The 17009-nt window shown below is 43.4% G+C and carries 16 protein-coding genes; 1 reads left to right on the forward strand and 15 read right to left on the reverse strand.

The genetic code is table 11. The features are described 5' to 3' along the window. Positions 1-43: 43 nt before the first annotated feature. The gene (locus MKY14_RS07250) at positions 44-979 is read right to left on the reverse strand and encodes a phosphate ABC transporter substrate-binding protein PstS family protein (protein ID WP_076126671.1); all 936 of its coding nucleotides are present in this window, start codon (positions 977-979) and stop codon (positions 44-46) included. A 328-nt stretch (positions 980-1307) separates the two neighbouring features. On the opposite strand from MKY14_RS07250, the gene MKY14_RS07255 reads away from it, so the two are divergent. Next, on the forward strand, positions 1308-2198 hold the full coding sequence (locus tag MKY14_RS07255) for a LysR family transcriptional regulator (RefSeq protein WP_339187189.1): 891 nt from the start codon (positions 1308-1310) through the stop codon (positions 2196-2198). Between the two features lie 54 nt (positions 2199-2252). Here MKY14_RS07255 and MKY14_RS07260 read toward each other — a convergent pair whose 3' ends face one another. From MKY14_RS07260 to queC, 14 genes are all read right to left on the reverse strand, one after another. Further along, positions 2253-3242, reverse strand: coding sequence for a substrate-binding domain-containing protein (locus MKY14_RS07260; RefSeq protein ID WP_340976113.1), 990 nt, complete (start codon positions 3240-3242; stop codon positions 2253-2255). Then, positions 3239-5023: a cache domain-containing sensor histidine kinase gene (locus MKY14_RS07265; protein WP_340976114.1), complete on the reverse strand. Its 1785-nt coding sequence runs from the start codon at positions 5021-5023 to the stop codon at positions 3239-3241. Before MKY14_RS07265 ends, MKY14_RS07260 begins: the two co-directional genes overlap by 4 nt. Continuing rightward, a complete protein-coding gene (locus MKY14_RS07270) occupies positions 5020-6630 on the reverse strand; it encodes a response regulator (protein ID WP_248548692.1) in 1611 nt (536 codons plus the stop codon). Before MKY14_RS07270 ends, MKY14_RS07265 begins: the two co-directional genes overlap by 4 nt. A gap of 80 nt (positions 6631-6710) precedes the next feature. Next, positions 6711-7691, reverse strand: coding sequence for an ABC transporter substrate-binding protein (locus MKY14_RS07275; protein ID WP_076277598.1), 981 nt, complete (start codon positions 7689-7691; stop codon positions 6711-6713). A gap of 60 nt (positions 7692-7751) precedes the next feature. Further along, positions 7752-8744: an ABC transporter permease gene (locus MKY14_RS07280; protein ID WP_076184372.1), complete on the reverse strand. Its 993-nt coding sequence runs from the start codon at positions 8742-8744 to the stop codon at positions 7752-7754. A gap of 32 nt (positions 8745-8776) precedes the next feature. Beyond that, positions 8777-10276, reverse strand: coding sequence for a sugar ABC transporter ATP-binding protein (locus tag MKY14_RS07285; protein WP_076184373.1), 1500 nt, complete (start codon positions 10274-10276; stop codon positions 8777-8779). 225 nt (positions 10277-10501) lie between these two features. Continuing rightward, on the reverse strand, positions 10502-11347 hold the full coding sequence (locus MKY14_RS07290) for a class I SAM-dependent methyltransferase (RefSeq protein ID WP_076126683.1): 846 nt from the start codon (positions 11345-11347) through the stop codon (positions 10502-10504). 32 nt (positions 11348-11379) lie between these two features. Next, complete coding sequence (locus MKY14_RS07295; protein WP_175617319.1) at positions 11380-12294, reverse strand: DMT family transporter; 915 nt, start codon at positions 12292-12294, stop codon at positions 11380-11382. Between the two features lie 142 nt (positions 12295-12436). Beyond that, on the reverse strand, positions 12437-13573 hold the full coding sequence (locus tag MKY14_RS07300) for a zinc-dependent alcohol dehydrogenase (protein ID WP_340976118.1): 1137 nt from the start codon (positions 13571-13573) through the stop codon (positions 12437-12439). A gap of 81 nt (positions 13574-13654) precedes the next feature. Then, a complete protein-coding gene (locus tag MKY14_RS07305) occupies positions 13655-14473 on the reverse strand; it encodes a VanW family protein (RefSeq protein WP_340976120.1) in 819 nt (272 codons plus the stop codon). Continuing rightward, on the reverse strand, positions 14474-14995 hold the full coding sequence (locus tag MKY14_RS07310) for a cysteine hydrolase family protein (RefSeq protein WP_076184376.1): 522 nt from the start codon (positions 14993-14995) through the stop codon (positions 14474-14476). A 135-nt stretch (positions 14996-15130) separates the two neighbouring features. Next, entirely contained in the window at positions 15131-15853 is a 723-nt protein-coding gene (gene queE / locus MKY14_RS07315) for a 7-carboxy-7-deazaguanine synthase QueE (protein WP_340976123.1), read from the reverse strand. Next, on the reverse strand, positions 15846-16328 hold the full coding sequence (locus tag MKY14_RS07320; RefSeq protein WP_280753138.1) for a 6-pyruvoyl trahydropterin synthase family protein: 483 nt from the start codon (positions 16326-16328) through the stop codon (positions 15846-15848). Before MKY14_RS07320 ends, queE begins: the two co-directional genes overlap by 8 nt. Beyond that, positions 16328-16990 carry a 7-cyano-7-deazaguanine synthase QueC gene (queC, locus tag MKY14_RS07325; protein WP_280753137.1) on the reverse strand — a complete coding sequence of 221 codons (663 nt, stop codon included), beginning with the start codon at positions 16988-16990 and terminating at the stop codon, positions 16328-16330. The genes MKY14_RS07320 and queC overlap by 1 nt, the downstream gene beginning before the upstream one ends. Positions 16991-17009 lie beyond the last annotated feature (19 nt).

Consider the following 17009-nt stretch of genomic DNA (forward strand, 5'->3'; position numbering starts at 1 on the left):
TAATCACTTGAGATTCTAATCAATAACATTGCCTAGAATTAAATTACTTAGCGGTAACAGTTCCTGCAACGTCGCGAACAACTTGCATTTTAACAGCTGGGATGTATCCAAGTTCAACAACTTCACCTGTTTGCACTTCGTCAGTTAAGAAAAAGTCCAGGAATGCTTTTACTGTTGCATTAGGTTCACCATTTGTGTACATATGCTCGTAAGCCCATACTGGGTATTTACCAGAAACAACATTGTCAACAGATGCTTCTACACCGTCAAGACTAAGTGTTTTAATGGAATCATCCAGGTAAGAAAGAGCAAGGTATCCGATTGCCCCTGGAGTTTCACCGATCATTTTCTTAACCGTACCGGAGGAATCTTCTTGAATCGAACCTGGGATATCTTCTGTTTTGGTTCCAAGTGCAAAGCTTTCAAAGGTTGCACGAGTACCGGAGCTGCCTGGACGGTTGATGATTTGGATTTTTTGATCCGCTCCGCCGACTTCAGACCAGTTAGTGATTTTACCAGTGAAAATGTCCACCAGTTGTTGTTTAGTCAAGCTATCCACACCAGCATCAGGATGAGATACTGCTGCGATCGCTACTACTGCTACTTGATGATCTACGAGTGCTGCTGCTTTTTCCGCATCTGCATCTTTTAATTTTTCTTCTGCGAATACGTCAGAGTTTCCGATATCTACTTGTTTCTCAGCTACTTGAGTAAGACCAGTACCACTGCCACCGCCTTGAACTTGAATGTCCACGCCAGTGTTTTTATCCATGAAATTCTCTGCTACCAGCTCAACCAAGGGTTGTAATGCTGTTGAACCTGAAGCCAGAATCGAACCACTTATTTCAGCGCCGCCGCTTCCTTCGTTAGTTGCTGCAGCGTTTCCTCCTGTGTTGTTAGCCCCGCCGTTACCGCAAGCCGATAGTGCCAGTACGCTTGTTAAAGCCAAAGTCATGATCCATGATTTTTTGAATTGCATTGTTTTGTCTCCTCCTAAATGGTTTGTTAGCATGGCTCCCTGATCAGTTCATACCAAACTGGCTTCGAAAGCTTTAACATGGTGTTGTGGAGCTTGGCCCCCATATGCATGGTTACTGTAAAAGTTCATCAAACGCATATGTTATATGTTGTCCGGGACTTCTTGGCCCCTCTGACTCTTCTTATTCTAGAGCTCGTTCGTTAGAGAAACTTCTTATCTTTGTAAAGCGAACGAAAAAAATACCAATATAAAGTGTATATCTGTATAGATATAATCTATAATGGAGATATAATTTATAATCCAACTTAGTATTATGTGGAGGAAAGTCATGAATATTATGAAATTGAACATCGTAGTTCTAATTGAAAAATATAAAAAAGTAACCGATGTAGCCGCAGAATTAGGCCTTAAACAGCCAACTGTTTCTTTTCATATGAAGAATCTGGAGGCTGAGCTCGGAACCCCTCTATTTCTTTACCGAAGCGGAAGAGTGCTGCTTACGGATGCTGGACGAGCCCTTTATCAATACGCCCTCAAAATCGTCTCTCTCACAGCAGAAGCTGAGCGCACAGTTAAACAATTTTCTTCCCCCTCAAAAGGAATATTAGAGCTGGAAGCCAGTTTTATTCCTGCAACTTATATTTTACCTAATGTGTTAATCCAATTCATGAAACTCTATCCGGGGATTAATAACTCTTTGACTGTTCAAAGCGATGCTTTGTTACGTGAGCGTCTCCGTAGTCGGGATATTCAGATGGCCATTTTACATACTGCGGATTGGCAGGACGAATCTTTTGATTTTCAGCTTATTGTCCGTGATGAACCTGTCCTAATTTTTGCACCTGGTCATCCATTTGAAGGCCTAGAGAAATTAACACCTGAACAAATTGCCAATGAGCCGTGGATTCAGCATGAGCAAGGATCTTGTTTACGAGGGTATGCCGATCAATGGGCACAATTCAATCAAATCCGTTTATGGAACCGATCCGAGTTGAATTCTCCAGAAGTGATTAAGCAGTTAGTTAGCGGGAGTGATTGTGTTGGTATATGTTCTAAAGCGGCGGTTAAAGCTGAGATTGAGCTAGGCAAGCTTAGCTATGCTAACCTGCCAGGGATTCTGCCTGAAAGCGGCGGGTTTGTGCTCGGCTGGCGTAAAGATCATATTTTAACGCCGTTGCAGCAATCCTTTGTTGATATAGTAACGACTCTTAATCTTTAAAAAAGCAAGGTAGCTTCTAAAGCCGCAAACGGTTTTAGAAGCTACCTTGTTCATTTATTCTATAAAAGGAAACATTAATTTCTCATTTTCACTTAAATACATATTCTCCTTCGTGATGATCACGGAGCCTGTATCTATTATCCGTTCCACTTTCTCACCCTCAACAGCTTCAATCGCCGTCTTCACAGCTAAGTACCCCATATTAAAAGGCTTCTGCATAACCGTGCCAAGCAAGATCCCTTTTTCGAGGAGCTTCACCTCATTGCTAGAATTGTCGAACCCAAATAATTTCACTTTGTCTTGAAATCCCATATCCATAATCGCCTGCCCAGCACCTAGTGTAGAAGGTTCATTAAGACCTATTATCCCTTTTAGATTTGGCTCGTCCTTTAGTAAATCAACAGTTAACTGGTACGCTTTTCGCACGGAACCATCACTGAATAATGTAGGCTGCACATCATGAACTCCATTCTCTAAAAGGGCATCACGAGCCCCTCTTTCCCTCTCAATTGCGGTGGCAGAGCCTTGTACAAAGTTAACGATAGCGACTTTATCCTCCGGATCGATATATTTTCTTAACTCCTGCCCTGCCTTACGTCCTGCTTCATAATTATCTGTAGCAATAAAACTCTCTGATACACCACCGCTCAAGCCCGAATCTACAGTAATAAGTGTAATGCCAGCTGATTTGATCTGTTCCGCGATTGGAATGAGGCGATAATAATCTGTAGCAGATAAAATAATGGCGTCAGGCTTTTCCTTAATTGCTTGCTCCAGCAGTTCTATCTGTTGATCTACATCAAGCTCTGTATCCGTTCCAATCGTGCGAACCTCTGCGCCGAACTCCTTAGCCGCAGTTGCCACACCTTGTTTCATCACTTCCCAGAATTCAATACTGCTATCGATAGTCTTGGGCACATAAATAATGGTCCTAACCTTTGCGTCAAGCTCATTTGTAAACATACGATAGGCTAATGAACCCAAAGTAACAATGAAGAGCAGTAGCAGAGTATACAGGCCAATTTTTGACCGTAAAGCGCTCATTGACTCTCCTCCTCATAAATCACAGGTATTCGTAAAGTGGCCGTCGTTCCTTCCTCCATCTCGCTTGCAAAAGACAAACCGTATTTCACACCGAAATACAGCTGGATACGATGGTTCACATTCGCGACACCTACACCGCTGCCAGTCTTGAAATCTGATTTTTGCAGCAGTACCTTACCCATTTGCTCTTCATCCATCCCAATACCGTCATCAATGACCTGTACGATAATATCGTTCTGTTCTTGTCTTGCTCGGATCAGAATGTGCCCTTGCTCAGGATTATGTTTTATGCCGTGATAGATCGCATTTTCAACCAAAGGCTGAAGTACCATTTTTAAAATGCTGCAGGTTAGGATATCTTCTTGTACCTCTATGGAATAAGTGAATTTATTACGATAACGCATGTTCTGAATCGTTAAATAGTGCCGAATATGCTCTAATTCTTTGGCCAGCGGAATCAATTCCTCACCCTCACCAATTGTTGAACGAAGCAGCTTGGATAGAGATGAAGTCATCTCAACCACTTCCTCCATCTTTCCTGTCTCTGCCATCCAAATAATCGAATCAAGTGTATTGTACAAAAAGTGAGGTTTAATCTGCGCTTGCAGTGCCTTCAGTTCACTCACACGTTTCATCTCTTGCTCCAGAACGATCTGTCCCATTAACTCTTTAATCTTCATCATCATGAGATTAAACGTACGAGCAAGCTTGCCGATTTCATTCGTGCTCTCAATCTCCACGCGTATGTCGAACTCTCCACGTTCCGCTTTTTTCATATTCAGCTCCAAATTCTTCAGCGGTTTGGTCAGTGCGTAAGAGAGAAATATCGATATAGCCATAGCAAAAATCAAGCTAATTGCTCCCCATAAGGCGGCGGTTCCTTGCATACGTTGCTTGTTCGCGACCAAATCATCCGGATAAGTGACTCCAACTATTTTCCAGCCAAAGCTGGTAGTGTCCACAGTGTACAGTTTCTGATCATTCCCCGTATTAACCGTAACAGATCCACTTTTGATCCCAAGGACCGTCTCTAATTGTTCGAACTTGAGCTGGGAGTAGATCAACTGCTGTTGTGGATGATAGACAAGGCTACCTGCGGGATCGACGATAAAAACATAACCTCGTTTTCCCAGTTCGATTTGTTTACATAGATTATTAATTACACTGTAATTGAGATCTACGAGCAGTACACCTTGTTGATCCGCTTCCGTCATAGCATTCGCATTCGAGAGTTTTCGGCTGATCGAGACTACCCACCGGTATTCATCTTGAAAGATGTGCTGCACATGAGAGGAAGAAACTGCAACGTCTAATTGATTCATAGCTTTTTGATACCAATCTTGAGCTATTAGTTCAGGAAGCGGTTTCAAAACAGCATGCTGTCGATCCGAAACGGTCATGCCATCTGAGCCTGCATATAATATAGAGGAAATATCCGAGCGGGACTGAACGACTGACCGGAGATAATGACTGGCAAGCAGTTTATTCTTAAGCGCCTCTTCTTCATCTAATTTCGAGCCTTTTATATATTTCTCTAGATCACTGCTAGTTAACACCAGAGCAGCTATGCTCTCCATATTACCAATGTAATTCTCGATATTTAGTTTTACTTGTTCTATTAATTGTGAAGTATAGGCTACAGAATTGCCCTTGACCGCGGCTGAGGACAGGCGATAGGAAGTATAACTCAGGACAATAGTTGTGCAGAGGATAAGAAGTGAAAAGGAGATTGCAATATTAGTATGAATACTTCGGCTGCGGAAAAAGCGCTGTGATCTCATAGAGAGAGATTCTCCTTCTGCCGGTGTCGATATTCCTTCGGTGTGCTTCCTACATTACGTTTGAAAATAACACTAAAATACTGTGGATCAGCATAACCAACTCTGGCAGCGATATCATATGTCTTCAACTGTGTGACCGTAAGGAGTTCTTTTGCTTTTTCCAAACGGAGTCGAGTCAGATACTCTATAAATGTTTCACCGGTATGCTGTTTAAAAGTTGCACTGAAATAACTGATGCTCATAAAAATATGGCTGCACAGCTCATTGAGTGAAAAGCTGTCATTACAATAATTCTCGCGAATATAAGCTTCTGCGGCTTGCATCTGAGAAGTCCGAACCGTTGTTCTCTGTTCCGATAGTTTAAGTATCAGCGCATGGCAAGTCCTCTCCAGATAATGCCTTGCTTCATCTAACGTCTTAAGCGTAGCAACCTCTGCAAACATATTATGCGAAACAACTACTGTATTTGGGAAGCCGATGTCGACCACATAATTCATCAAAGAAACCAGCAGCTGATAGATGCTGCTACGGCAGCCTTCTATAGAGGAGGTATTACTTTTAAGCTCCTGAAACCACTTCAACAGAATTTCCGATACAGCAGAAGCTTTACCTGTCTTTAAAGCGGATATGAATTGCTTTTCCCATGAGGTGAAATGCGCCTGATCCAATCCCTTGCCAAACTCAAGATCCTGTATGGAGATAACTTTATCTATGCCTAAAAGGTAACGATATTCTATGGAGGAGACCGCTTCTTGGAAGGATAGTGGAATTTGTTGCAAAGTATTATATTTTCTACCGATGCCTATGGTGGATGACAGCTTCAAATATTTATTTAAGCTACTCTGGACTTGCTCTGCAAGAAGCTGCGTTGCTACTTCTAACGTCTCTGAATTGCCGGATCTTATCGCAGCGATTTTTCCATCTCTCGTCTGGAATACCACTCCGTCTTGCTCTTTCTCCAGCTGCTCTTGAACAATGTTAAAGGCGCCGAAACGCAGTAGCTCTGCATCAAAAGCTAGGTCCTGGCTTCGTTTCTCCAGTTCTATATCTATAACGAGCGCAAGGTACACTTGACCCTGCAACGGAATATGAAAATAACTCAATTTATTCTCGATTTCTTCGCTTTTCATTCGAGTAGTTACCAGCTGCTCCAAGAATCGTTCCCGCAGCAATGGAAGACTCTGATTAAGTTGCATACGAAGCTTAACTAAATTCGCTTTTTGTAGATGCTCTTCATCTAAATCCTGCTTCATCTTACTTAGAAATTCAGCAAACTCACGTGCATTAATCGGTTTTAATAAGTACTCAGTCACCTTCAGTGTTATGGCCTGCTTCGCATATTCGAAGTCTTCATATCCAGTGACGATAATGACCTTCATATCCCGGTACCTATCCATCACAGCTCTGGCCAATCCCAGTCCATCCATAAAAGGCATACAAATATCAGTAATAATTACGTCAGGACGATGCTGCTCGATTGCTTCCAGTGCATCTCTGCCATTATCAAAATCACCAACCAGCTCAAACCCATATTTACTCCATGAGATCTTTTGTTTGATCCCTTCACGAACCTCATCTTCATCATCAACCAGAATTATCTTATACATCCAACACCTCCACAACTTTGAACTTATCAGCATAAGCATAATAGAGGCCGCCTGCGGGAGGCAACCTCTATTATTAAACTCTATTCGTATAGTAGAGGTTTGATCTCATCGGAATCCATATTGTTTTTATCATACCAGTGGAACCCCGTGTCGATGTTCTTTTCAACCGCTTCCCCTTTAATCGCTTGCACAGCTGCCTTCACAGCTTGATAGCCAATACCAATGGGGTCTTGTGTAACAGCACCAGCCACAACACCACTGCGGATAGCATCCATCAACTGCTTGCCAGAGTCAAAGCCGACGACTACGATCTTACCATTCATTTGCAATTCATTAACTGCATTAGCCACACCTACAGCAGAGCCTTCATTAGAGCCATAGATTCCTTTCAGATCCGGATTTGCCTGCATCATCGCTTTCGCAAGGTCTGTGGACTTTAACTGATCTCCACCCCCATATTGCGGCTCTAACACTTGAATATCCGGATATTTTGCTTTCATTTGTTCCAAGAAGCCATCGCGACGCTGTTGCCCTGTGCTGCTCGTTTGGTCATGTATGACAAGACCCACTTTACCTTTCTTGCCAATCAGTTCAGCCATTTTATCTGCGGCCAAAGCAGCTGCTGCTTTATTGTTAGTCGCTGCTGTTGCTACAGGGATATCACTGTCTACACCAGAGTCAAAGCCGATGACCGGAATCTTATTTTCCTTTGCCTTTTCTAGATAAGGAATCGCAGCTTTGCTGTCCAGTGCGGCTAGCGCAATTGCTGCTGGCTTCTTGTCGAGAGCGGTTTGCAGCATCTCAATTTGTTTATCCACCTGACTCTCATTTTCTGGACCTTCGAAGGTAATCTCAACATCAAATTCCTTAGCAGCTTTCTCCGCTCCTTGCTTCACCGCTTGCCAGAATTGATGCTGGAACCCTTTTGATATGACTGGAATGTATGGTTTGTCTGAACCGGATGCACTCTTGTTACTATCATTGTTGTTACATGCACTCAGCAATGTAGTGACTAATAATAGACAGGCAAGCATGATAAACCCTCTACGACGCAGTTTCATTTGAATCTTCCCCCTCGTCATTTGCTTTGTATATCACTCCGGATGGAGATCATACCAAGTTTATTGCTTACGGCGGCGTAGAATATCAGCGTAAACCGCAATGATGATTACAACACCGACAATGACCGTCCGCCATTCCTGAGCCACGGACATAATCTGTAAGCCATTCGTCAGCACACTCATAATCAGTGCGCCAATAATCGTGCCTAGAATAGAACCTACACCTCCACTTAAGGAAGTTCCGCCAATGACCACTGCCGCAATAGCCTCTAGTTCATAGCCAGTGCCCAGTGATGGCTGAGCTGAATTCAAACGTGATGCCATCAGAATACCTGCGATTCCACTAAAAATCCCTGTAATGGAATAGATAATAATCTTCCATTTGACTGTGTTCACACCTGATAAGCGAGTAGCTTCTTCATTACTGCCAAGCGCGAAGTTGTAACGCCCAATAATCGTCTTAGACAAGATTATGCTTGCGATCATACCGAGTAATAAGAAGATAACGATGGTGTTGGGTATACCGGGGATCATTTTACCCATGGCGATCTTGGCGAAGATCGGATCATCGTTGAAATAAATAGGTTTGGCTCCGGTGATGACAAGCGACAAGCCTTTGGTGACCATCATAATCGCCAGAGTGGCGATGAAGGGTGGAATGTTCATCTTCGCCACCATCAAACCGCTGACAAAGCCACACAGTGCTCCAGCCAGAATCCCACCTACAATGCCTAACGGGACGGGCAGACCCCAGAATGTAATAATGACTCCAACCATAACAGATGAGAATGTCATTACAGTACCGAGAGCAAGGTCGATGCCGCCCGTAATAATAACAAAGGTAGCTCCAAGCGCTAATACTCCGATTACAGCTGTAGAAACTAGAATTCCGACAAGATTTGAGAATTGAAAAAAGTTGCTGGAGGATAAAGAAAATACGATGACCAATATGATCAGACTGGCAAATGCCAATATTTTTTGTTTGAATCCGGATTGCCCTCCCGATTGCTTCATACCCGCTGGCTGACTAATCTCTTTATCCGCGATCTTCATAGTCCTGACACCTCCGGTTAACTCTTGAACAGTTATGAACGTTTCGTCGCATATTTCATAATCGCCTCCTGCGATGCTTCTTCTGCGGGGAGTTCTCCTGTTATACGCCCTTCACACATAATGATAATCCGGTGGCTCATTCTTAGAATCTCAGGAAGATCTGAAGAAATGATAATGATCGCCTTCCCTTCGCTCGCAAGCTGATCCAGCAGCTTATAAATTTCACTTTTCGCGCCTACATCAATACCTCGTGTGGGCTCATCGAAGATGAGTACATCACAGTCTCTAGTCAACCACTTGCCGATGACCACTTTCTGTTGATTACCTCCGGACAGAAACTTAACCTTTTGACCTACACTTGGAGTTTTGGTGGCTAGCGCTTCAACATGCTGCTCCGCTGAGCTTCGCATCTCCCGCTCCTTCATCCAGCCAAATGAATTACGGAATTTATAAAAGGAGGCAATCGCATTATTCATGCTGATATCCATATCCACAAGCAATCCGAAACGTTTGCGGTCTTCGGACAAATACCCAATACCATGCTGTACCGCTTGATGTGGCTGACGTATCCGAACCGATTTTCCATGGAGCATAATTTCACCCTCATCGATGGGATCCGCACCAAATACGGCACGTAAAACCTCGGTACGTCCAGCTCCCATTAAACCAGCGAAGCCCAAAATCTCACCTTTATACAGATGAAAGCTAATATCCTTGAACGCATGCCCTCTAGAAAGCTTCCGAACTTCTAAGACAACTTGCTGAGTCTGTTTTGCAATCGTTGGTTTCGACGTTTGATATAATTCACGTCCAACCATCATGCTGATGATCTGATCAATCGTTATTGAATCGGTACGAACGGTATCTACATAACAACCATCACGCATAACTGTAATGCGGTCTGTAATTCGCTTCAATTCATCCATGCGGTGAGAGATATAAATAATTCCCACACCTTTATCTCGTAGCTGCTCAATCATTCGAAATAACTCGTTAATTTCTGTATCTGTTAACGCGGCGGTTGGTTCATCCATGATCAATACCTCGGCTTGGAAAGACAAGGCTTTAGCGATTTCAACCATTTGCTGATTAGCAACGGTCAGGTCTGATACCAAAACTCTGGGATCCAGCTTCAGATTCATTTGATCAAACAGTACCTGAACTTTTCGGTTCATCTCCACATCATCAACGAACCATTTCAGACCTTTTCGCGGCTCTCGTCCAATGTAAATGTTCTGGGCGACCGTAAGATGAGGCATTAAATTCAATTCCTGATGGATGATACTAATTCCAAGCTCCTGTGCTTCACGGGTATTAACAATCTCCACTTCATTTCCCTTGTACCACATTTGACCAGCATCCTTGGAATAGACACCTGTCGCAATCTTCATAAGGGTAGACTTGCCAGCGCCATTTTCTCCTACTAACGCATGAACTTCCCCACGCTTCAGCTCAAATTGACATTCATTCAAAGCATGAACACCTGGGAAAAACTTGTTGATTCCCTCCATACGAAGCAACACTTCGTTCATTTTGATATCCACCTCAAATTCTTTGAGAATGCCTTAACCCTTAAAGTAATCGCTTTCAATCCGGAATGTAAAATCATTGTATTCCCTATAAGTTGCCATTGTAATGGAATAATCTCCGTAAAAAAGTTTAAAATTTTATGTTTTACATACAAAAAAAGCTGAACCGAGAGCACCTCAGTTCAGCACAAATGTTATACCCTAAAAATCACATGTCAGCGAACCCTCCTAAAGGCTTGCGCCATTTCCAGCCACCAATGTGAAGGTCTTAGGAATTCCCTTATCATACACGTCGGAAGATAGATTAGGTTCTTCTACTAATTGGCGGATCACTAGTCCGCTATTAGCTGCTGCGGTTACAATTTCTCCGAGTGTCCAGCGGCGCCAATACACAACACTATGCTCTTGTTCACCTGCTGGTTTACCTGTGGAAGGCAAATACTTGGAATAGGATACCTTCTTCTCTTCCAATGATGAGTCAAAATAATCTCCGTTTACTTTGTGTTTGCGTACCTTCGCAGTAGATCCCTTCGAGGAAATAAGCTTGGTCGTTACCGGATGAAAATCGCGGAGTACAAATACGCCTCCAGGAGATAGCAATCGGCGAGCTGTTTCCATGAATAGTGTAAGGTTGGTAAAGTAATGAACAATGCCTAACTCTGCAAAGACGATGTCATATGAACCATCAAGGACGTCTTCTGGCAGCTTAAGAATATCTGAGACGATATAGGTTAGTGGTACCCCTGCTTCTTGGGCAAGATCAGCCGCATATCGCGCATTGGCTTCCGAGAAGTCAGCAACTGTTACTTCCGCACCTAGTAATGAGAGTGCCACGGCCTTCATCCCGTTTGAGCCCATTAAATTCATCATTTTCTTCCCCTTCACCTCTCCAAAAAAAGAAAGGAGCGGGTGAAGCTTTGCACTTGGTTCCTTTATTAATTTTGCAGCTGCTTCTGACGGTGTACCAAACCGAGTTACCCAAGCGGTATAAGTATCTTCGTTCCAAAGCTCTTCGCTTGTTGGCACAGCGTTTTTTTCTGCCTGATTATTTGAATATTGATTCTGCTCTTCCATCCATTGCTACCCCTTTATGTGTAAAATATCTGTTATGAAGCATTCTGAATGGCATCAGCCATCCGGATAGTTTTCCTTCTTCCCGCGTACAAATATACTGCGAGGCCAATCATAACGAGCAGCCCACCTGCCCATTGTAAGGTTGTTAGCTGCTCACCCAAGAGTAAATACGCTAAGATACTGGCACCCACTGGTTCTCCTAAAATGTTCATTGAAACCGTAGTCGCGGATACATATTGTAGTAACCAATTAAACAAAATATGGCCAAACACCGTTGGCACCACTGCTAACAATACAAAGATTCCCCATTCCTTGTCCGGATAATTAAAAAAGGAAATCCCCATGAACAGATTGTATACGGCAAACACGCCAGCGGCTGATAAGAAGACAATCAAGCTATATAAGTAAGAGGGCATACGCACCACTAGCTTTTGACCGATCAGCATATGTACAGCTACCGCGACAGTGCCTCCGACCGATAATAGATCACCTTTTAGATTATCTGCAGAGATTCCAATATCACCCCAGCCGATAAACACGACACCGCCAATCGCAATGCCAAGCCCTAGAATAGCGGACAGAGCTGTCTTTTCCTTATACAAAAAATAAACACCCAGCATAATGAATACAGGCTCCAGCGCCATGATCATTGTTGAACTAGCTACCGAAGTATACTTTAATGATCCCATCCATAGCAAAAAGTGCAGCGCAAGCATTGCGCCTGAGAGGATGAGCATTAGCCAGTCTTTTTTACGAAGAGCAAAAGCAGCTCCACTATAGGGTCTTGCAAAAGGCAGCATCAGCAGTGAGGTAAATAATAATCTGTACATGCCTTGTATAGATGCAGGTGCATCAGACCATTTAATAAAAATGGCGGAAAAAGAGATGGCCACAATCCCTATCAACATTAATAGTGGAATCGGAAGTGGCGGTTTTTTAAGTTTCACATGTTACGCGTCCTTTCAATATCTTAAGTCACTTATGTTAATTTAACGCAGACCGTGAAAAAATGCATCTATTTTCATAAGATTTCACTAAAAAAAGCACAAGCAATGTCATTTCTGACGAAAGCTCATGCTTCTTAAAAGGCTACGGCTTCAGAACAACCTTGATGCAATCCTCTTTTTTCTCACTAAAAACGTCATAGCCATGCTCCGCTTTACTAATTGGCAGGCGATGCGTAATGATATCTGTAGGATCAAATTTATTTTCTTTAATCATCTTATACAGCAACGGCATATAGTGAATCACCGGCGCTTGTCCCATTTTTAAAGTAATGTTGCGTTCAAATAGATGACCCAAAGGGAACATATTGTAATTAAGCCCATAAACTCCCACAAGCTGAATAGTTCCGAATTTACGTACGATATCCGAGGCCATTCTAAATGCACTGAGTGAGCCTCCCTGTAGCTTCAGAGTGGTTTCCACTTTCTCCAAAGCAGATATTTTGGCATCTAAACCTACACAGTCAATAACTACATCTGCGCCCCCATGTGTTATCTCCTTCAAATGAGCTTCAATATCCTTGATCTCTTCGAAATTATAAACTTCAACATTATTGGTCAGCTTCGCATGCTGCAGACGATAGCCAATATGATCAACCGCAATGACTCTTGAGGCACCTTTGATCCAGGCAAACTTCTGAGTAAGCAGTCCAACAGGACCGCAGCCGAGAACAATGACTGTATCCCCTGGCTTCACTCCGCCGCTTTCTACTCCCCACCAAGCAGTAGGCACAATATCAGATATGAAAAGAATTTTCTCATCTTCCATTTCTGCATCCTCAGGAACGACAAAAGGGCCGAAATTACCATAAGGAACCCGCAGCAATTCAGCTTGTCCGCCTGCAAAGCCCCCATAAGTATCGGAATAACCAAGATAACCGCCTGTGTCCTTGGCGTCATTAGCATTGTCGCATTGGCTCTCCATCTCATGCTGGCAGAAAAAACACTGCCCACAGGCGACATTAAAGGGGATGATGACTCGGTCACCTTTTTTGACTTTAGTTACGTCAGGACCCACTTCCTCAACAATCCCCATCGGCTCATGACCAATAACATAATCATCATGCATACCTGGTATTTCCCCGTTATAAATGTGCAGATCCGAGCCACAAATCGCCGTAGTGGTAATCCGAACAAGGATGTCATCTTTTTTCTCAAGCGTCGGATCAGCTACTTCTTTAACTTTCACTTTTTTCTTCCCTTGGTAGGTTAGTGCTTTCATGCTGTTAATCCGCTCCTTTGGAGATGGTCTAGAGATATAATTTTCATGCCTTTCTATGTTATATCCCTAAGCCCTACCCTCTTATCCATGAAGAAGCGGAGAATACATCATTAGTGCGTAATTATCAGTTACAGCTTCATCTCCAATTAGATCTCCAGAGCGTGTATATACTTTTCGACTGATCTTGTTACTGCGTATATATCCGCCCCAAGGCTCTAGACTAATCCTATGATCACTTTCGTATACTTCATAATCATAAAACGCCTGCTCATTGCATCTCCACTCCCCGTGTAAATGGCTATCGTCCAGCCAGAGCTTTAGTTGATACGTTTGAGCGGTGTTATTTTTTAATTGAAGATCCAAATAGTTATAAGAACAGGTCGCCCCGCTTCCAAAAGGTTGTGTACGTTGTTCATCTGGAAATACATCATAACTGTGACGATGCCGTTCCATAACGGTAAGTGGCGTATGCAGTGCCATCCAATAGATCAGATTAGACAACTGGCATAAGCCTCCTCCAACCCCGGAATGAAAACCACCATAATGCAGCACCATACCCTGCAGATACCCTTTTCGCTTAGTGGGCTTACCAATACTTCTCCAGTAGGAAAAAGTCTCCCCCGGCTGCACAACAAGTCCATCCAGCTTCGCAATTGCCAGCCGTAAGTTAGTTATTTTATTGTATTGAAGCACCATATCTACATTCCGAAGACTTCTTAATAACGGGGTAGCATGAGTCATAGCTGCATAAGTTAAAGTTTCATCCGTACGCTGCTTCGCTATTTTGCTTCGTCCAGTGCACCATTTCAAATATCTTTTCCAAATAAAATATCGTTTGCCAGCAAACAATCTAAGGCGAGAACGCTGAATAGGCTTCATGGCAGCCTGGGGTGTATTCATCTAGAACTGAACCTCGCTTTCAGCTCGTAACTGGGCGAATCTACCTCCAATTATCGCATTATGATGCTTAACGATCTCCCTACTACTCAGAACCCCATTATCAAAGGTGCTATGAGCGTCTGAGACCAGTACACTTTTATATCCCATGCTGTATGCGCGTCTTATTGTCGTATCCAGACAGAATTCACTTTGCATCCCACAGATCACCAGATCCGTGATCCCGAGCTTTTGGAGTTCATCTTGCAGTTCCGTTCGGTGAAAAGCATCCCAAGTAGGCTTCTCAACGATAACTTCGCCTTCCTGCGGTGTGATGCGGTGACTGATCTGCCAAGTGGGTGTACCTTTTGTGTACTCCTCATCTTCGGTATGTTGAATATACACAATAGGAGTACCTGCTAATCGAGCTTTTTGCTGAAGGGAGACAATCCTGTCCATCACACCCTCTTCATCGTACAGCTTTAGATCATAGGAGAACATGGCTTCTTGAACATCGATAATTAATAATGCTGTTGATTGTTCCAAATGAATAACCTCCAAGAGCTTTTTTTAAAATCATACCAGAAACTGGGACAGACTATCTACCTACTAGAAGTTACAAATGTTAAAACTAAAAACCGAGTATCTGTAAGCAGATACCCGGACGATTTCATCAATCATTTATTTGCCACGCTTATTATGCCAGATCAATGCATGCAGCTGTGGAAGTACACGAACCTTGTTCATATCCGAATCCGCGATTACTTTATTAAACAACCACTCCAGCCTTCCCAGAAGCCGAGCAGAAATGTTGCCCTCTTCCGTGACATCATCATTACCAGGCTGCAGAAAGAGCTGCACATTCGGATATCGCTGGTGAACGTTTTTCGCATAATCAAAATCCTTATCATCAAACACTACGACCTTCAAGCTATGCGTAGAACGACCCAGTTTCTCCATCTTACTCATGATGTTATCTAGCATTTCCCAATTCGTTGTCATTCCTGAGCTTGGGGGTTTAGGACTAATTGTCAGCACATCCACGTCATTGAACCAATCCTGCCATTTACTCCCCTGAGTTTCTATCGCTGCTATTATTCCACGCTCATGAAGCAGATTGATGAAGGTACCCATTCCTTCACCAATCAAGGCAGGATTACCGCCTGAAATCGTAACACAGTCGAAATTATCTCCAGCTAACGCCAATAATTCATTTATGATTTCTTCTGCTTCCATCATGCGAACCTTATTCTTAGCCGTACCATCCCAAGTAAAAGCGGAGTCACACCAGCCGCAGCGATAATCGCAGCCATAGGTGCGGGCAAACATTGTCTTCACTCCAATTACCGCACCTTCGCCTTGAATAGTTGGACCGAACATTTCAATTACAGGAATCTTACTCACAGTCACAGCCTCCATACAAACGGTAGGATGGCCCTTCATACGGAACATCTTCAGCCAGCACCTCTGCCCAAGAGGTTGGAGTCTCCCATAGCTTTACCGAGTACAAAGGCAACCCTGCTTGCTTAAGCTTGTAGGCAATATATGAAGACATATTCTCTACTGTGGTGCGGAAAGACAACAAGGCTACTTTGGAGCCCGTATTCGTTAACGTCTCTAACACAGGTTCATTTCCCATGGCAAGAAAAGCGTGATCTAAACGATCTACAAGGCTTTGTTGTACTGTCATTTTGATATCGCTGAAATCAATGACGAAGCCTTCATCCGAGTGGCCTTCCGCGGCCATAGGTTTGCCCTTAAGCACTACTTCGAGCTTATAAGTATGTCCGTGCAGATTGCTGCATTTCCCTTTGTGTCCCACTAACTGGTGTGCCGCATCGAACGTAAATATTTTGCAGACTGAAACCTCGTTAAGCATTAAGAACCGGCCTCCATTCTCTCCGCCTCATATTGCTCAAGACCACGCTGACGCAATAGACAGGCTGGACAAGTACCGCAGCCACTGCCAATAATACCGTTGTAACAGGTCAGTGTGTGTTCGCGAACATAATCAAAATACCCCAGTGCATCGGCCATTTTCCACGTTTCTTTTTTATCCAGCCACATTAGGGGAGTGTGGATCGCAAACTCATAGTCCATAGATAAGTTCAGCGTAACATTCAATGATTTCACAAAAACATCACGGCAGTCCGGATAACCGCTAAAGTCCGTTTGGCAAACCCCAGTGACGATATGGGAGTACCCCAGTTGTTTAGCTAATATTGCGGCAAAAGATAAAAACAACAAATTCCGTCCATCGACGAAAGTACTTGGAAGCTCATCTCCTTCACCAGCCACGATATCTATATCCTGACGGGTAAGTGCATTGGGTGCCAGCTGATTGAGCAGCCCCAGATCAAGAATATGCTGTTTTACATTAAACTTAGCTGCTATCTCTGTTGCAACTTCGATTTCAGCCGCATGACGTTGATTATAGTTGAAGGTAACTACCTGCACTTCCTCATACTGCTGCAATGCCCAAACCAGGCAAGTGGTGCTATCTTGTCCGCCGCTGAATACGACGAGTGCTTTTTTGTTCATATGAATCTCTCCTTATCAC

It is taken from the genome of Paenibacillus sp. FSL R5-0887 (genome assembly GCF_038002305.1).
GTDB lineage: Bacteria > Bacillota > Bacilli > Paenibacillales > Paenibacillaceae > Paenibacillus_AQ > Paenibacillus_AQ odorifer.